Source organism: Nocardioides sp., assembly GCF_050699375.1.
In the GTDB taxonomy this organism is placed as follows: Bacteria; Actinomycetota; Actinomycetes; order Propionibacteriales; family Nocardioidaceae; genus Nocardioides.
In genome coordinates, this window is the sequence record NZ_JBOHDN010000032.1 from 1 (window position 1) to 16,142 (window position 16,142).

Sequence of the window (16,142 nt, forward strand, 5' to 3'; positions counted from 1 at the left end):
TGGCCGTAGAGCTTGAAGTACCAGAACGCGTACGCCGCGAACCAGTTGTTGTTGCCGCCGTAGAGCACCACGGTGTCGTCGTTGGCGACGCCGCGCTCGGAGAGCAGCGCGGAGAACTGGGCCTTGTTGACGAAGTCGCGGCGGACCTGGTCCTGAAGGTCAGTGGTCCAGTCGAGCTTGATCGCACCCTTGATGTGGCCCTTGTCGTAGGCGGTGGTGTCTTCGTCGACCTCGATCAGCACCACCTTCGGGTCCTCGAGGTGCTCCTCCACCCACTGGGCGGAGACGAGGGAGTTCTCGCGGGTCATCTGGGTACCTTTCGTCTGCGCCGCGAACGGCGCGCTTTCACTGTGAGTTGATGCTTGTTGGGATGCGTGGGTTGGGATGCGCGGGATCAGGCGAAGCGCTTGATCAGGAGGTAGACCTCGCAGCCGAGGCAGAACCGGAACACGGCGTTGAGCACAGCCGCCAGGAGCGCGAAGCCCAGGGCGATCTGCGCCACGAGCGTGGCGCCGAGGATGTACGCGACGAGCGCGACCACCGTGAAGGCCAGGCCGACGCCCTGGGCGAAACGCGGCGGCGCCGGATCCTCGAGCTCACTCGGAGCGGTCAGCCGCGGACGTACGAGCCTCTTGAACAGCCAGGCGTGCGGCGTCCGCTGCACCCCGAGCCCCGCGCCGATCGCGAAGAGCACCGTCTGTACGGCTGTCACCACCAGGGCCAGCGGCTGTGGGAGCACCAGCGCCAGGATGAGCACGACAACGGTCAGCGCCGCAGCGAACTGCGGGCCGCGCGGGTCGATGCCGGTCTGGGGCGCCGTCTGGCTTGAGGTCTCGGACATGGGTCTGCTCCTGCGAGAGAGAAGGGGAAGTCGTCAGGACGAGCCTGACAGGCGAAGCGATCCCCAGGGCCGACTCAGTCGACAAATCTCGGGATCAGCGGCAGGAACGACACAGCGCCGAGCGCACGCGGCAGTGATCCACTGCGCGGCGCTTGGTCAGCATGGTCGAGAACATGCGATGACAGTAGCGCGAGCGGAAACGGACGCGAAACGAATGTCTTGCCATCTGGACACGAGTGTCATTATTCGAGACCGTAGGCCGGAATCGCGCTCAGCACCTGCTCCTTGCGAGGCGCCCCGGTTGCCCTGGCAACCTCGTTGCCGGCACCGTCGAGCACCAACGTCGTGGGCGTACGCAGGATGTCGAGCCGGCGGACCAGCTCGAGGTGGTGCTCGGCGTCGACCTCGATGTGGACGACTCCCGGGACGACGTCGGCGACATCGCCCAGGATCCGGCGGGTCACGCGGCAGGGAGCGCAGAAGGCGCTGGAGAACTGGACCAGGGTGGCGCGCTCGCCACGCTTGTGGCCGTTCAGCGCGTCGGTCACCGCATCCCAGGCGCGCGGCTCCGGCGCGTGGGTCGACTCAGCAGACACCGGGAGCTCCTTCGTACCTCGGAAACGACCGTCGGTGAGCAGCCGGAACAGGCCGAACGCCAACGCGACGGCGATGGCGGCGACAGCGACCCAAGCTCCGGTGTTCACGAGAGGCACAACCCCGAACCCGCACCAGATAATTCCGCCCAGCTCATTCCTATCCCCCGGCGAAGGGCGGGAGGAACTCGACCGTGGAGCCCGGCTGGACCTCGACGGCAGCCGGATCCTGGGAGCCCACCGGACGGTCGCCGATCATCGTCGAGCAGACCGCCAGCACCTCGGGCAGGCGGGTTCCCGCGTGCAGATCGGCCGCACGACGTACGACATCTGCCAGCGTCAACGGGCCGTCGACCTCGATCAGGTCCGACGCAGTTCCGGCCGCGGACTTGGCCGCGGCCCAGTAGCGGACCTCTATAACCTTCGTCACTTTCTCGTGGACAACCTTCCTATGTCACCGCGAAGTTTCGATAATATGGTCCAACGATCACCTCACCGAGGCTCAATGTTGCGTTTCGGTGCTCCTCTTTCTCTGACCGAGAGGCACCCCCAACATGAGTTCCCTCCTGTTGTTGACCAGCTCGCTGCAACCCTCGGTCGAGGTCCTTCCAGGACTCTCGCTCCTCGGCCACCAGGTGAAGATCCTTCCTGCTGAAGGTAGCGCGCTCCTCGAGGCCCCCGACTCCGACCTGCTTCTCGTGGACGGCCGGCAGGACCTCGCCCAGGCTCGCGACCTGTGTCGCCTCATTCGTACGACCGGCACCGACGTCCCCGTCCTGCTCGTCGTCACCGAAGGTGGCCTCGCCGTGGTCGCCCATGACTGGGGCATGGACGATGTCGTGCTGCACACCTGCGGTCCGGCCGAGCTCGAGGCTCGGATCAAGCTCGCGATCGGTCGCATCTCTGCGGCTCGCGACGCCTCCGACCCCGACGCGCACGTGATCCGCTCCGGTGAGGTCGTCGTCGATGACGCCACCTACACCGCCAAGATCGGCGGCCGTGCGCTCGACCTGACCTTCAAGGAGTTCGAGCTCCTGAAGTACCTCGCCCAGCACCCCGGCCGCGTCTTCTCCCGCCAGCAGCTGCTGCAGGAGGTGTGGGGCTACGACTACTTCGGCGGCACCCGCACCGTCGATGTCCACGTGCGCCGCCTGCGCGCCAAGCTCGGCCCGGAGAACGAGACCCTCATCGGCACCGTCCGCAACGTCGGCTACCGCTTCGTGCTGCCCACGAAGAACAAGGAGGCCGTCGCCTCCGACGCGCGCCGTTCGGCCACCCCGCGCATCGAGGCCGACGCGGTCTGATCCTCCGCCTGGTGTCGCCACTACGCTCTTCGGTATGGCACTCACCGTCGAGCAGGTCCTGGCGATCACCAAGGCAACCGAGGCGTACGACGGTGTGGCACCGCTCGACGAAGCGGCCCTGCTGACGCTGCGCAACCGTCCGCAGGACGCCACGATCTGGGGCGACGTACGCGGCTTCGGGATGTTGGTCTCGACAGGCTCGACCACCGGAGAAGACTCGACCACCGGAGGAGACTCGACCACCGGAGGAGACTCGGCCACCGGTGGAGAGCTGTCGCTCGTGGTCCTCACCCAGCACCGCGGCACCGGCCTCGGCCGGCAGCTGCTGCTTCGCGCCCCTGACCTGCCGGCCGGCACGACCGCCTGGTCGCACGGCGACAACCCGGCCGCGGCCCGGCTCGCCGCGGGCCAGGGCTGGGAGCGCACCCGCGAGCTGTGGGTGATGCGGCGTCCTGTCGCCGACCTGCCACCGGCTCCGGCGATCCCGGAGGGAATCGTCGTACGCGGCTTCGAGCCCGGCGACGAGGCCGAGCTGCTCCGGGTCAACGCCGCCGCCTTCGCGCACCATCCGGAGCAGGGCGGCATGACCGCCGCGGACCTCGCCGAGCGAATGGCGGAGTCCTGGTTCGATCCTTCGGGGTTGATCATGGCTTGGGAGAGCTCGACCGCCGGCGGGCGGCTGCTCGCGTTCCACTGGACCAAACGCCACAGCGAGTCCGAGGGCGAGGTCTATGTCGTCGGCGTCGACCCCGCCGCGCAGGGCCGCGGCCTGGGCAAGCTGGTCACCCTCCTCGGGTTGAACCATCTGGCCGACGCCGGGATCGACGCGATCCACCTCTATGTCGAGGGCGAGAACACCCCGGCTGTACGCCTCTACGAGGGTCTCGGCTTCACCCGGGCGGCGGCGGACACGCACGTGCAGTACACCCGCCGCTGAGCCGACGCCGGCCCGCGCGCATTTTCCCGCCATGGCGGGAAAATACACCGGGCCCCAGCGCATGACGCCCGCACAATCCCGCCATGGCGGGAATCTGCTCGCAGGCACCGTAGGTTGTCCGACGTGATGCTGACCGATTCTCAGAATGACCGGGCCGTCGGGGCCGTCGTCGGGACCGCGGTGGCGGATGCGCTCGGGGCTCACTACGAGTTCGACCGGCCTCCGCTCGGCGCGGACGAGAAGGCGCAGATGCTCGGGGGCGGGCTCGGCCCGTTCGCACCCGGGGAGTGGACCGACGACACCACGATGGCCTGGTGCGTCCTCGACGTCGCCGCCAGCGGCGCCGACCTGCGCAGCGAGGAGGGTCTGACCGCGGTAGGCCGCAACTTCCGGGAGTGGTCGGAGTCGGAGCCGAAGGACATCGGCAACCAGACCGCTCGGGTGCTCAACACTGCTGGGCCCGCACCGACCGCGACCCAGCTGCGCTACGTCGCGGAGAAGCTGCACGAGATGACCCGCCACACGGGCGGGAACGGCTCTCTGATGCGTACGGCCCCCGTCCCGCTGCGATATCTCGGCGACCGGCCGGCGGTCGTCGAGGCTGCCGCCGCGGTCAGCGCTCTGACCCACTGGGACGAGCACGCGCAGTCCGGGTGCGCCCTGTGGTCGCTGGCGATCGAGCACGCAGTGATGCACGGCGGGCTCGACGTACGTTCCGGCCTCTCGCTCCTCTCCCCCGCCGAGGCAACCTTCTGGACCGAGAAGCTCGACGAGGCCGAGACCGCACCGCCGGCCACTTTCAACCCCAACGGCTGGGTGGTGACCGCGCTGCAGGCCGCCTGGGCCTCGATCGCACAGACCCCGGTCCCCGCGTCGGTTCCGGGTGACCACTATGTCGACGCGCTCAACACCGCCATCCGGATCGGCAACGACACCGACACCGTCGGCGCCATCGCCGGCGGCCTCCTCGGCGCCCGATGGGGAGCCTCCGCGATCCCCGCCGAGTGGCGCAAGCTCAGCCACGGCTACCCCGGCATCACCGCCGACCTCCTTGCCACTCTCGCCCTCGACACCACGGCGGCCGCCGGCACCTACTGACCTGCGGTGACGTCACCGCAGGTCAGGCTGGGAAAGGTGTCGCCGAGCGCTACGCCAGTTGGCGGCACCTTGTGATTCGTTCACAAGGTGCCGCCAACTCGCGTAGCTGCCATCGACCACCCACGCGTTGCCATGTGCGTTGTCGGTGCTCGCGCATACCGTCGCTGACATGAAACTGACCGCACGGGCCTCCGCCGAGCTGATCTCCGTCAGCCACAACGTCGGTCTGCGTGACGCAGCGCGCGTGCTGACCGCTGGACTTGCCGGGCGGGCGACCAAACAGGGGAGCGCACTCCTCTACGACGAGGAGCGGCTCGACCTTCTCCTCGGCCGCCCTCTGCTTCCGGCCGCGGAGCTCGATCGCCGGCGCCCGTTCATCGTCCGAATCAACAGGAAGCACGCCTTTGACATCGAGGCACCATGGACCGAGAGCGCTCGCGCCGTCGCCGGGCCTTGGCACCTCCCGCTCCCGACATCGTTCCGCCTGGCCTACATGAGCACCTTGGAACCGCCGGACGGCATCCGCCACCCATTGGTCGGCGTCCTCGCCGACTGGGTGGCTGTGGGTGCGGAGATCACGGGGTACGCCGGCAACAGCTTTCGCCTCGAACCGCCCAGCAGCTGGTTCGATGTCTTCCAGGACACGTGGCTGACCCTCCCTCCACGACGCCGCTGGATCCTGTGGGGCACCCCACCGAGCCGCAGCCGGACCGACCAAGAACCGTCCTCATGGATCACAGCGTCCAAGACCGAGTCACAGATCGAGGATCGGCCTGCGGCCCGGCCGGCGCGGCCCAGGGCCCAGGCTGCCTACCGCGACTCCCTCAACCAGCATGCCGACGACGTCCCCGTCCGTTCGAACGGTCGGCTCTGACCGACGTCCGAGGAGCTCTACGGGAGGGACGTCACGGGAGAGGACGTCACGGGAGAGGACGTCAGCCAGTTCAGCGCACCGACCAACTCAGCGCAGCGGCCGAACGTGAAGTCCGATCTCGGGGTCGACGAGGACCTCCTGGGTGACCGGCATCCCGTCCACGACGAGCTGTGCGTCGATGGGGACATTGCGCTTGACCAGCCCCAACGCGATCGGCCCGAGCTCGTGGTGACGAGCCGACGAACCCACGAACCCCACGGTCTTCTCGCCATGGACCAGCTCCGATCCAGCAGCGGGCAGCCGGTTCTCGGAGCCGTCGAGGTGGAGCAGCACCAGGCGGCGCGGCGGGCGGCCCAGCGTGTGCACGCGGGCGACCGTCTCCTGCCCGCGGTAGCAGCCCTTCTCGAGGTGAACCGCATACTCCGGGCCGGTCGAATCCACCGAACCCGGCACCCAGCCGACCTCGTTGGGGATCGTGCGCGCATCGGTGTCCACCCCGAACCGAGGCTCACCACGCTCGATCCGGAGAGCCTCGAAGGCCCAGAACCCGCAGGCGGGACCGGCGGCAGCGGCGTACGTCTCCAACGACTCGCGCGGGATGAAGGAGTACCCACCACCGGTGGGTGAGCTAGTCGAGGCCCGCCAGACCGACGCCAGCGACGTCTCCAGCGTCACGGTCACGTCGGACCAGAACTTCATCCGCTCGAGGTACGTCGCCAAGGCATCACCAGCACCCGGCTCGGTCCACGCCGTGAAGGCCTCGCCGTCGTCGACACCGGAGAAGAAGTGCTCGACGTGCCCCTGCGGTGACAGGACCAGTGCCGAGGTCCAGGCACCCGCGCCGAGGCCCTCGAAGGCCTGCGAGGTCAGCGAGTGCAGCCAGGCCAGCCGGTCGGGTCCGGCGATCCGGACCACGTCACGGTGGGAGAGGTCGACGAAGCCCTCCCCGGAGGTCAGGGTCCGCTGCTCGAGGTTGAACGAGCCGTAGTGCGCGGCGACGGCGGCGTCGACACCGTCCCCGGCGACAGCGCCCGGCAGCGACAGAAGTGGACTGGTGGTCATACCGTGCTCATTCAAGATGTCTCCTCAGAACAGTCGACGCACACCCCGAACACGGTCAGATGAGCGACATCTGCCTCGAAGGCGTACTCCTCACGCAGCCGCTCGCAGAAACCGTCGGCCACAGAGGGTTCAACACTGGTGACCTTCTGACACTTCCTGCAGACGGCATGAAAATGCGGACGACCTGAGACCGAGTGGTAGGTCGATGCCCGCTCCCCCAGGTGCGCATGGCGCACCAGCCCAAGCTCCTCGAGGACCTCGAGGTTGCGATAGACGGTAGAGAGGTTGATCGCCGAGGACGACTCGCGTACGACCGCCAGGACCTCCTCCGGCGTGGCATGACTCAGCCGCTCGACGGCACCAAGGACCAGCTCGCGCTGGGGCGTGAGCCGATAGCCCTTTGCCCGTAGGGCCTCGCGCCAGTCCTCGGCGGCCTCGGTCATCGCGACTACTTCCCCGAGCCTATTTCTTGGCCCTCTTGAGCCGCGCCCACAGGTGCGGCTGCAGTGCCTGCCCCATCGCCGCCATGTCGAAGGCGTAGAGCAGGTCACCCTCGACGTTGCCGTAGAGCCGCTTGCCCGCGGTGTACTCCTTCGCGGTCTCGGTCCGGGCGACCGCGTCGGTGGCGAGGTCGAGCTTGCCGGCCTCGGCCTTGCCGTACCAGACCTCGACGATGCCGGAGCTGTGGGTCATCACCCACTCGACCTCGCCCTCGGGGCGGAACCGGACGAAGCCGGTCTCCAGCGCCGCGTCACGAACCTTCTCACCCGTCTCCGGGTCGATGATCCACGAGCGCGCGAAGTAGTGGAAGAACGGTCGCCCGTCGTGGGTGAAGATCAGCTCCTGCCCGAACTCGAACTTGTCGATCGTCGGATAGTCGCCGTGTCCGTTGCCCTGCCAGGTGCCGAGCATCCACGCGCAGGGTCCGGCGTCGGGGTGAAGGTTCTCCGGAAGTTCGAAAGCCACACACCGAGTTTAGGCCGTACGCCGCCCGCGACCCGAAACGCTAACCGTTCCGGCCGCGCGGGAGCACGGATCGTCGCGACCGAAGGGCGCTAGTGTGCACACCATGCGAGAACTCGTGGTGAAGGTGACCATGGGCGCAGAGGCGCCCGAGCGTACGAACCAGGCCTTCACGGTCGCCTCGGCGGCCGCGACGGCCGGCGCGAAGGTGTCGCTCTGGCTCACCGGCGAGGCGACCTGGTTCGCGGTGCCCGGGCGAGCCGAGGAGTTCTCCCTGGAGAAGGCGACGCCGCTGAACGAGCTGATCGCACTGGTCATGGAGTCCGGTGAGGTGACCGTCTGCAGCCAGTGCGCCACGCGGCGCGAGCTCACCGAGGACGATCTGATCGACGGCGTAAGTATCAAGGGTGCGTTCGTGTTCGCGGAGGAGATTTTGCGCGATGGCGTGCAGGCGCTCGTCTATTAGCCGAATGCCACTGATGTAGTTCCAGGTAGCGGGCGTGTTAATCCTCTCGGAGACTCCACGAACCACCTACTTCGCCGTTAGCATTCACCCTCGTGAGCACGCAGACCCCCAGTGGCAAGTGGTGGAGCCGGGATACGGCCGCCCAGCCGGGCGACGACGAGGAGGAGGACCTGACCGCGCGCGCCGCAGAGCTCGCTCGCGCCGCAGCTGCCGCCGAGTCGCTCCGCATCTCCGCAGAGCACGCGGCCGCCGAGCAGGCGGCCGAGCGGCTGGTGGCCGAGGAGGCCGCCGCCAAGCACGCCACCGCCCGAGCGCAGGCTGACGAGACCGCCAAGCTCCACGCCGAGCTGGCCGCTGACGCCCACCAGGCGCGCGAGGTCGCGGAGAAGGCGGCCGAGGAGTACGCCCGAGCCAGGGTCGAGGCCGAGAAGCTCGCCGACACCCGTGCCAAGGAGCGCGCCGAGGCCGAGGAGATCGCGGTCGCGAAGACGAAGGAGCTGGAGGAGGCCAAGCAGCGCCACCTCGAGGCGTCCCGTGCCGCCGAGACCCAGACCAAGGCCCGCACCGAGGCCGAGGAGATCGCCCGGACCAGGGCGGAGGAGGCCGCCACCTCCGCCGAGGCCGCCAACGAGGCCCACGCGAAGGCAGCCGAGCACGCCGAGATGGCTCAGGCTGCGTTCGCCGCGCGCAGCCTCGCCGAGGCCGCCGCCGAAGAGCGTCTCGAGGAGATGGACGAGCTCCGCGACGCCCTCGCGGCAGCCGAGAAGGCGGCTCGCAAGGCCGCCGACGAAGCACGCGCGGCCCACGTGGCACGCGGCGAGGCCGAGAGCGCTGCGGAGGCTGCGTACACCGCCCGCACCGAGGCCGATACCCGCTCAGACGAGCTCGCGCGGTTGCGCACCGAGGCCGACACGGCCGCCGCCGGTCGGGCCGACGAGGCACTGGCCGCGTTCACGGCCCGCCAGGCGGCCGAGCAGGCAGCCGACGACCGCGCCAACGAGGCGGAGAAGGCGGCCGCGGCACGCATCACGGCCGAGGAGTCCGCGGTCGCGATGGCCACTCAGGCCGAGCAGGCCGAGCAGGCTCGCAAGGAGGCCGAGACCGCCGCAGAGGCTGCGTACGCCACCGCCGAGGCCGCCGAGACCGCCCGCGCCGAGGCCGAGGAAGCCGCGAAGGAGGCGTTCGAGGAGCGTCAGGCGGCCGATGCCAACGCCGAGGACCACGCGATGACCCGGGCCGCGGCCGAGGCGGCCGCCGCCGATCAGTACGCCGTAGCCGCCGAAGCGCTCGCTGCCCGCACCGAGGCCGAGGAGGCCGCGCTGCGCGCCTTCAAGGCGGCCGACGCCGCCAGCGACGCCCGGCTGGAGGCCGAGAAGAGCGCGAAGCAGTACGCAGAGTTCGCTGCCGCCGCCGCGCACGAGGCCAACGAGAACGAGGACCGCTACCGCCAGCTCACCGAGCTCGCTTCGCAGGCCGAGCAGGCAGCCGAGGCCGCCAACCTGGCCAGGCTGGCTGCCGACCAGCGCGCCTCCGAGCACGCCGATCTCGCCGTGCAGGCGCTGGAGGGCCGGCGCGCCGCCGAGCGCGCCGCTACCGACGCCAACGAGGGCCGCCGTGCGGCGGAGCGCGCGCTGCGTACGGCCCACGAGTCGATGACCGAGGTCGTCACCGAGCAGACCCGCGAGCGTGAAGAGGCCGAGCGCCGGATGACGGAGATGATGAACCGTCTCACCGACGTCCAGGAGCAGGCCGCCGACGCCGTACGCCTACGCACCGAAGCCGAGGAGGTCGCCGGCCAGAAGGCCATCGACCGTCAGGCCGTCGAGGCATCGATCCTGCACAACACCGAGCTCGTCGAGCGGGCCATCGTCGACCGGCAGGTCGCCGAGCGCCGCAGCGCCCAGCTCGCCAAGCAGCTCGCCGACCTCCGCGAGGCCGTCATGCTCGCGGTCAAGGGCGGCAGCACCAACAAGCGCGCGATGCAGGCCCTCGAGCTCACCCTCGCCGCGACCCCGGACCCGCCGGAGGCGAAGCTCCCGGTGCCCGATGCTCCCGACCAGTCGATGGTCGAGGCCGTCTCCCCGATCAAGCCCGTCTCTCCGATCAAGCCGGTCACGGCGGTCAAGCCCGTCGCGCCTGTTGCGTCGGCCGAACCCGCCGAGACCAACGCACCCGCGCCGGCCGCCTCATCGGCCGCGCCCACCGCTGGTCCTCCGACCGCGCCGGTGACGCTGCCCGAGCGGCCGACCGGAAACAAGAAGTCGGCAGCCAAGAAGTCGGCAGCCAAGGACCCGCTCTCGGACCCGATCGACATGCCCGACACCCCCAGCGATGCCCTCCCGCACCGCTCGAGCGGCTGGCTGGCGGCGGTCAAGCTGGCCGAGTCCGGCAAGTTCCCGGGCGCCAAGGTCTCCGGGAACAACAAGATCCCCGGCGCCGATACGCCCGCGGCCGGCACCACCCTGCCCGAGGCCGACGAGCCCGGCGGCGAGAAGGTGGGCGGGAAGAAGCTCACCGTCCGCACCTTCAAGCCCGAGGACGGCTCGCTCATGACCGAGAGCACCGTCACGGTCACCGAGGAGGGTGTGCTCGACGTCCGCAAGGACGAGCAGACCCACACCTACGACCTCTACGACACCCACACCGACATCACCATCAAGGGTGAGCCGGCCACCGACGAGTGGGTCGTCGAGTTCAACACCGACGAGGCCGGTGCGGTCAAGGTCGACAAGTCCATGGTCGACCCCGAGGCGTTCCAGCGCGAGCTCTTCCGCTGGCGCCCCGACATGACCGGCTGAGCGCCGTCCTAGCACGCATCCGGCGGCGTTCTCGTCGGTCGACGGCCAACACCGGGCCGCCTCCCTCCTCGGCCTTGCCGGCTACGCACTAGGACGGCGCTCGGTCCTCATAGGTTCTCTTTGACCACCTGAGCGAGCTCGAGGACGGCGGCGCGGGCGGTACGTCCCGCGCCGACCACGTTCAGGAACCCGTGGATCTGGTCCTCGTAGCGCTTGTGGGTGACCTTCACCCCGGCCGCCTCGAGCTTGGCGGCGTACGCCTCGCCCTCATCGCGCAGCGGGTCGAACCCCGCGGTCGCGACGTACGCGGGCGCGATCCCGGTCGTCGGGATCTCGGCGTGCAGCGGGGCGTGGCGCGGGTCGCGCCTGTCGATGCCCGCGGGCAGGTAGTTGTCGGTGGCGGCGGCGATGAAGCTCGAGGTCAGGTAGAAGCCCTCGCTGAGATCTTCGCGGCTGCGGGTCGATGCGTCCGACTGCGTGACGGGGTAGATGAGCAGCTGAAAGGCGCAGGCCTCGCCGACCGCGAGCGCGACCTCGGCGGCCAGGTTGCCGCCGGCCGAGTCACCGCCGACGCCGATCCGGGACGGGTCCGCACCGAGCTCGGCCGCGTGCTCGACCGCCCACCGGAACGCCGCGATCGAGTCGTCGTACGCCGCCGGGAACGGTGCCTCAGGAGCCAGCCGATAGTCGATCGAGAGCACCTTGACCCCCGACTCGCCGGCCAGCAGCCGGCAGGGAGCGTCGTGGCTGTCCAGGTCGCCGAAGATGAAGCCGCCGCCGTGCACGAAGACCAGCAGCGGAGCGTCGCCCGAGGACCCCTCCGGGCTGTAGAGCCGCGCCTTGAGACCCGCGACCCAGAGCTCGCGCACCGACCCGATCTCCTGGCGCCCGCCACCGAGCTGCGACTGCCGCAGCAACGCCACCCGCCCCTTCGGGATCGGCAGCGTCGACGGGTCCGGTTCGCCGGACACCTTCATCAGCGCGAGCATGAGCTGGGTGTCCACCGCGAGCGTCTGCCCGTCGTACGTCACCGGCTTCCCGACGATCCGCCGCTGCACCGCGGCCGGGAGGTTCAGCGCCGTCGTGAACGCGGTCCTCTTCACCGGGAGCAGCATCGGATCGATCAGGGACGAGGCGCGAGCGAGAATCGACATGCGCTCAAACTACCCGTTACCAGAGACATCGTGTAACAGGTAGTTCACCAGACGAGCGTGGCGAGGAGCACTCCGCTGTTCGGATCAGGTCTCCCCCATGGACACATGGTTGCGTCACACTAGCCTCATGAGTCTCGACCCGCAGGCCCCCACGCGCTCGACGGAGGACACGGTCAGCCTGACCGCGGTCCCCGACCAGCCCTTCGACGTCGAGCCCGAGTACATCCCCGATCACGAGGCGCTGGCCGAGGTCGAGAAGTACGAGGACCGCTTCCTGGACCGCGAGCTGTCCTGGCTGCGGTTCAACGAGCGGGTGCTGGAGCTGGCCGAGGACGAGACGCTCCCCCTGCTGGAGCGCGTACGCTTCCTGGCGATCTTCACCTCCAACCTGGACGAGTTCTTCATGGTTCGGGTCGCCGGCCTGAAGCGGAGGATCGCGGCGGGCGTTGCGGTGCGAGCGGCGTCGGGGCTGATGCCTCGCGAGGTCCTCGAGGTGCTCTGGCGTACGACCCGCGAGCTCTCCGAGCGGCACGCCCAGATCTTCCGCGACCAGATCAAGCCGGCGCTCGTCGAGCAGGGCATCCAGCTGCTGCACTGGGAGGATCTCTCCCCCGAGGAGATCAAGGCCTGCAAGAAGCTCTTCAAGGAGCGGGTCTACCCGGTGCTCACCCCGCTCGCGGTGGATCCGGCCCACCCGTTCCCCTACATCTCCGGCCTCTCGCTCAACCTCGCCGTCCGCCTCAGAGACCCGAAGACCAAGAAGAAGCACTTCGCCCGGGTGAAGGTCCCGCCGATCTTCAGCCGGTTCGTGCCGCTGGGCAACGACCGCTTCCTGCCGCTCGAGGAGGTCATGGCCGAGCGGCTGCACAAGCTCTTCCCGGGCATGGAGATCATCGAGGTGCACACCTTCCGGGTCACCCGCAACGAGGACCTCGAGGTCGAGGAGGACGACACCGAGAACCTCCTCACCGCCCTGGAGAAGGAGCTCCTCAGGAGGCGGTTCGGCCCGCCCGTACGCCTCGAGGTGCAGGAGTCGATGACCGACTCGACGCTCGACCTGCTGGTCTCCGAGCTCGGCATCTCCGACAAGGAGGTCTTCCGGCTGCCCGGCCCGCTCGACCTGCGCGGCCTGCACGGCATCGCCGACATCGACCGCGAGCAGCTGAAGTACCCCGCCTTCGTCCCGAGCACCCACCCGGCTCTCGCGCCGGTCGAGTCGGCCGCGCCCGTCGACGTCTTCAAGGCCGCCCGGCGCGGCGACATCCTCCTCCAGCACCCCTACGACTCGTTCGCGACCAGCGTGCAGCGCTTCATCGAGCAGGCTGCCGCCGACCCGCGCGTGCTGGCGATCAAGCAGACCCTCTACCGCACCTCGGGCGACTCCCCCATCATCGATGCCCTGATCGACGCCGCCGAGGCGGGCAAGCAGGTCCTGGTGCTGGTCGAGATCAAGGCGCGCTTCGACGAGCAGGCCAACATCCGCTGGGCCCGCAAGCTGGAGCAGGCCGGCTGCCACGTGGTCTACGGCCTGGTCGGCCTCAAGACCCACTGCAAGCTGGCGATGGTGGTCCGCGAGGAGCCCGACGGGTCGATCCGCCGCTACACCCACATCGGCACCGGCAACTACAACCCCAAGACCTCCCGGCTGTACGAGGACATGGGGCTGATCACGACCAACGAGGGCATCGGCGAGGACGTCGCCCACCTGTTCAACAACCTCTCCGGCTGGAGCCGCGAGGCGACCTACGAACAGCTGCTCGTCGCCCCCGGCAACGTACGCCGCGGGCTGATCGAACAGATCCACGCCGAGATCGCCCACCACCTGGCGGGAAGTCCGGCCCGGATCCGGCTGAAGGCCAACTCCGTCGTCGACGAGGCGATCATCGACGCGCTCTACCTGGCCTCCCAGGCCGGCGTGCCCGTGCAGCTCCTGGTCCGCGGCATCTGCGCGCTCCGGCCCGGCGTACCGGGTCTCAGCGAGACCATCGAGGTGCGCTCGATCCTCGGCCGTTTCCTCGAGCACTCGCGGATCTTCTGGTTCGAGAACGGGGCACCCGATGACGGCGACGGCCCGGCGGCCTGGATCGGGTCGGCCGACATGATGCACCGCAACCTGGACCGGAGGGTCGAGGCCCTCGTACGTCTCCCCACTCCCGAGCTGGTGGCCGATGCCGGGGCGCTGTTCGACCTCGCGTTCGAGCCGACCACCGACGCCTGGGTGCTCGGACCCGACGGGACCTGGACGCGCAACCACGCACCCAACCACCTTCAGTCCGCGTTGATCGCCCGACAGCGGCAGCGCAGGCGCGCCTCGACGAACTGAACACGCCCCTGACTTTCGCCGTGTCAAGCAGACTCGCCTACCATAGGGCGGCAGTCTGCCTAGTGATGCCCAGGAGCCCCCGTGCGTTTCCGTATCCGACCGGTCGACACGTCGTTCTACGACCTGTTCGCCCAGTCCGCCAACCACCTCGTCAACGGCGTCTCGCTGTTGGCCGAGATGCTGAGTGAATCCGCTGATCGCGAGGACGTCGCGCGGCGGATGCGCGACGCGGAGCACGCCGCCGATGAGTCGACCCACGAGATCGTCAAGAAGGTCAACTCGACCTTCGTCACGCCGTTCGACCGCGAGGACATCTATGCCCTCGGCTCCGGTCTCGACGACGTGATGGACTCGATGGACGAGGTCGTCGACCAGATCTTCGTCTACGGGGTCAACGTGCTGCCCCCCGAGCTCTCCGACCAGGTCACCGTGCTCCAGCGCTGTGCCGAGCTCACCGCCGCGGCGATGCCCAACCTGCGCTCCATGAAGGAGCTCTCCGAATACTGGATCGAGATCAACCGTCTCGAGAACCAGGGCGACAAGAACCACCGGCGCATCCTCGCCAAGCTCTTCTCAGGTGAGTACGACGCGATGGAGGTCCTCAAGCTGAAGGATGTCGTCGAGTCCCTCGAGGATGCGATCGACGGGTTCGAGAAGGTCGCGAACACCGTCGAGCAGATCGCCGTCAAGGAATCCTGACACCGTGGAACTAGCCATCGTCATCGCGGTGGTCGTTGTCGCTCTCGTCTTCGACTACACCAACGGCTTCCACGACGCCGCCAACGCCATCGCGACCTCCGTGTCCACACGCGCGCTCACGCCGCGGATCGCCCTGCTGCTCGCAGCGGTGATGAACTTCGTGGGCGCCTTCCTGGGCCAGAAAGTCGCCCACACCGTCTCCGACACCATCACTCCACCATCGGGTGCACATGGTCTGACGGTCGTGATGGCCGGTCTGCTCGGTGCGATCGCCTGGAACCTGATCACCTGGTACTTCGGCCTTCCGTCGTCCTCGTCGCATGCCCTCATCGGCGGCCTGGCCGGCTCGGCCATCGCCGCCGGCGCCTTCGTCAACTGGTGGACGGTGCTGGAGAAGGTCGTCATCCCGATGTTCATCTCCCCGCTGGTCGCCTTCGGCCTCGGCTTCGGCGTGATGCTCGCGATCATGTGGATCTTCCGCCGCACCAACCAGCACCGGGCCCAGCGGGGCTTCCGGATCGCCCAGACGATCTCGGCCGCCGCCATGGCTCTCGGTCACGGCCTGCAGGACGCCCAGAAGACGATGGGCGTCATCTTCCTCGCCCTGGTCACCGGTGGTTTCCTCTCGGCCGACGCCGATCTCCCGTTCTGGGTGATCGCCGCAGCCGCGACCGCGATCTCCCTCGGCACCATGTCCGGCGGCTGGCGCATCATGCGCACCCTCGGCCGCCGCATCATCCACCTGGACCCGTCCCGCGGCTTCGCCGCCGAGTCGGTCGCCGCCTCGGTGCTCTACTCCACGGCGTACATCTGGGAGGCCCCGATCTCCACCACCCACACGATCACCTCGGCGATCATGGGCGTCGGCGCGACCAAGCGTTTCTCCGCTGTCCGCTGGGGTGTCGCGAAGTCGATCCTCGTGGCCTGGGTTGTCACCTTCCCCGCGGCCGGTGGTGTCGCAGCCCTGACCTACCTGCTCTGCCACTTCGTCTTCCAGCTGCCGTAGAGGACAACACGCCGAGTCGGCGCA

General features: G+C 69.0%; 17 protein-coding genes. 9 read left to right on the plus strand and 8 right to left on the minus strand.

Annotated elements, in window-relative coordinates; genetic code table 11:
- The 4 genes from ACRDPS_RS01565 to ACRDPS_RS01580 form a co-directional block, all read right to left on the minus strand.
- On the minus strand, positions 1-308 hold a 308-nt coding region (locus ACRDPS_RS01565), incomplete at its 3' end, for a rhodanese-like domain-containing protein (RefSeq protein ID WP_431499857.1).
- Between the two features lie 86 nt (positions 309-394).
- Complete coding sequence (locus ACRDPS_RS01570) at positions 395-841, minus strand: DUF4395 domain-containing protein (protein WP_431499858.1); 447 nt, start codon at positions 839-841, stop codon at positions 395-397.
- A 242-nt stretch (positions 842-1,083) separates the two neighbouring features.
- Entirely contained in the window at positions 1,084-1,545 is a 462-nt protein-coding gene (locus ACRDPS_RS01575; protein WP_431499859.1) for a thioredoxin family protein, read from the minus strand.
- A 49-nt stretch (positions 1,546-1,594) separates the two neighbouring features.
- Positions 1,595-1,864, minus strand: a complete 270-nt coding sequence (locus ACRDPS_RS01580; protein WP_431499860.1) for a MoaD/ThiS family protein — start codon at positions 1,862-1,864, stop codon at positions 1,595-1,597.
- A 124-nt stretch (positions 1,865-1,988) separates the two neighbouring features.
- On the opposite strand from ACRDPS_RS01580, the gene ACRDPS_RS01585 reads away from it, so the two are divergent.
- From ACRDPS_RS01585 to ACRDPS_RS01600, 4 genes are all read left to right on the plus strand, one after another.
- Positions 1,989-2,738 (plus strand): response regulator transcription factor, encoded by a 750-nt coding sequence (locus ACRDPS_RS01585; RefSeq protein ID WP_431499861.1) that lies wholly within the window; start codon positions 1,989-1,991, stop codon positions 2,736-2,738.
- A gap of 34 nt (positions 2,739-2,772) precedes the next feature.
- Positions 2,773-3,675 carry a mycothiol synthase gene (gene mshD, locus ACRDPS_RS01590; RefSeq protein ID WP_431499862.1) on the plus strand — a complete coding sequence of 301 codons (903 nt, stop codon included), beginning with the start codon at positions 2,773-2,775 and terminating at the stop codon, positions 3,673-3,675.
- Positions 3,676-3,801: 126 nt separating this feature from the next.
- A complete protein-coding gene (locus ACRDPS_RS01595; protein ID WP_431499895.1) occupies positions 3,802-4,773 on the plus strand; it encodes an ADP-ribosylglycohydrolase family protein in 972 nt (323 codons plus the stop codon).
- 169 nt (positions 4,774-4,942) lie between these two features.
- A complete protein-coding gene (locus ACRDPS_RS01600; protein WP_431499863.1) occupies positions 4,943-5,647 on the plus strand; it encodes a hypothetical protein in 705 nt (234 codons plus the stop codon).
- Between the two features lie 87 nt (positions 5,648-5,734).
- Here the strand turns inward: ACRDPS_RS01600 and ACRDPS_RS01605 are convergent, their stop codons facing one another.
- From ACRDPS_RS01605 to ACRDPS_RS01615, 3 genes are read right to left on the minus strand one after another with little or no spacing between them, the layout of a single operon-like run.
- Positions 5,735-6,709, minus strand: a complete 975-nt coding sequence (locus tag ACRDPS_RS01605) for a YgfZ/GcvT domain-containing protein (RefSeq protein ID WP_431499864.1) — start codon at positions 6,707-6,709, stop codon at positions 5,735-5,737.
- An 11-nt stretch (positions 6,710-6,720) separates the two neighbouring features.
- A complete protein-coding gene (locus tag ACRDPS_RS01610) occupies positions 6,721-7,152 on the minus strand; it encodes a Fur family transcriptional regulator (protein WP_431499865.1) in 432 nt (143 codons plus the stop codon).
- Positions 7,153-7,171: 19 nt separating this feature from the next.
- A complete protein-coding gene (locus ACRDPS_RS01615; protein WP_431499866.1) occupies positions 7,172-7,675 on the minus strand; it encodes an FABP family protein in 504 nt (167 codons plus the stop codon).
- Between the two features lie 103 nt (positions 7,676-7,778).
- Here ACRDPS_RS01615 and ACRDPS_RS01620 point away from each other — a divergent pair, with 103 nt between their 5' ends.
- Complete coding sequence (locus ACRDPS_RS01620) at positions 7,779-8,138, plus strand: DsrE family protein (RefSeq protein WP_431499867.1); 360 nt, start codon at positions 7,779-7,781, stop codon at positions 8,136-8,138.
- A 92-nt stretch (positions 8,139-8,230) separates the two neighbouring features.
- Positions 8,231-10,936 (plus strand): hypothetical protein, encoded by a 2,706-nt coding sequence (locus tag ACRDPS_RS01625; protein WP_431499868.1) that lies wholly within the window; start codon positions 8,231-8,233, stop codon positions 10,934-10,936.
- Between the two features lie 107 nt (positions 10,937-11,043).
- On the opposite strand, the gene ACRDPS_RS01630 is transcribed toward ACRDPS_RS01625, so the two are convergent.
- On the minus strand, positions 11,044-12,090 hold the full coding sequence (locus tag ACRDPS_RS01630) for an alpha/beta hydrolase (RefSeq protein ID WP_431499869.1): 1,047 nt from the start codon (positions 12,088-12,090) through the stop codon (positions 11,044-11,046).
- A 127-nt stretch (positions 12,091-12,217) separates the two neighbouring features.
- On the opposite strand from ACRDPS_RS01630, the gene ACRDPS_RS01635 reads away from it, so the two are divergent.
- The 3 genes from ACRDPS_RS01635 to ACRDPS_RS01645 all read left to right on the plus strand — a co-directional run bounded on the left by ACRDPS_RS01635 (position 12,218) and on the right by ACRDPS_RS01645 (position 16,118).
- On the plus strand, positions 12,218-14,413 hold the full coding sequence (locus ACRDPS_RS01635) for an RNA degradosome polyphosphate kinase (protein ID WP_431499870.1): 2,196 nt from the start codon (positions 12,218-12,220) through the stop codon (positions 14,411-14,413).
- 81 nt (positions 14,414-14,494) lie between these two features.
- A complete protein-coding gene (locus ACRDPS_RS01640) occupies positions 14,495-15,112 on the plus strand; it encodes a DUF47 domain-containing protein (RefSeq protein WP_431499871.1) in 618 nt (205 codons plus the stop codon).
- Between the two features lie 4 nt (positions 15,113-15,116).
- Positions 15,117-16,118 carry an inorganic phosphate transporter gene (locus ACRDPS_RS01645; protein WP_431499872.1) on the plus strand — a complete coding sequence of 334 codons (1,002 nt, stop codon included), beginning with the start codon at positions 15,117-15,119 and terminating at the stop codon, positions 16,116-16,118.
- Positions 16,119-16,142: the final 24 nt, after the last annotated feature.

Excerpts from the sequence above, each read along its gene's own strand:
- mshD (WP_431499862.1), top strand. The coding sequence starts at position 2,773 with ATGGCACTCACCGTCGAGCAGGTCCTGGCGATCACCAAGGCAACCGAG.
- ACRDPS_RS01595 (WP_431499895.1), top strand. The coding sequence starts at position 3,802 with ATGCTGACCGATTCTCAGAATGACCGGGCCGTCGGGGCCGTCGTCGGG.
- ACRDPS_RS01570 (WP_431499858.1), bottom strand. The coding sequence starts at position 841 with ATGTCCGAGACCTCAAGCCAGACGGCGCCCCAGACCGGCATCGACCCG.
- ACRDPS_RS01620 (WP_431499867.1), top strand. The coding sequence starts at position 7,779 with ATGCGAGAACTCGTGGTGAAGGTGACCATGGGCGCAGAGGCGCCCGAG.
- ACRDPS_RS01600 (WP_431499863.1), top strand. The coding sequence starts at position 4,943 with ATGAAACTGACCGCACGGGCCTCCGCCGAGCTGATCTCCGTCAGCCAC.
- ACRDPS_RS01585 (WP_431499861.1), top strand. The coding sequence starts at position 1,989 with ATGAGTTCCCTCCTGTTGTTGACCAGCTCGCTGCAACCCTCGGTCGAG.
- ACRDPS_RS01610 (WP_431499865.1), bottom strand. The coding sequence starts at position 7,152 with ATGACCGAGGCCGCCGAGGACTGGCGCGAGGCCCTACGGGCAAAGGGC.
- ACRDPS_RS01630 (WP_431499869.1), bottom strand. The coding sequence starts at position 12,090 with ATGTCGATTCTCGCTCGCGCCTCGTCCCTGATCGATCCGATGCTGCTC.
- ACRDPS_RS01635 (WP_431499870.1), top strand. The coding sequence starts at position 12,218 with ATGAGTCTCGACCCGCAGGCCCCCACGCGCTCGACGGAGGACACGGTC.
- ACRDPS_RS01605 (WP_431499864.1), bottom strand. The coding sequence starts at position 6,709 with ATGACCACCAGTCCACTTCTGTCGCTGCCGGGCGCTGTCGCCGGGGAC.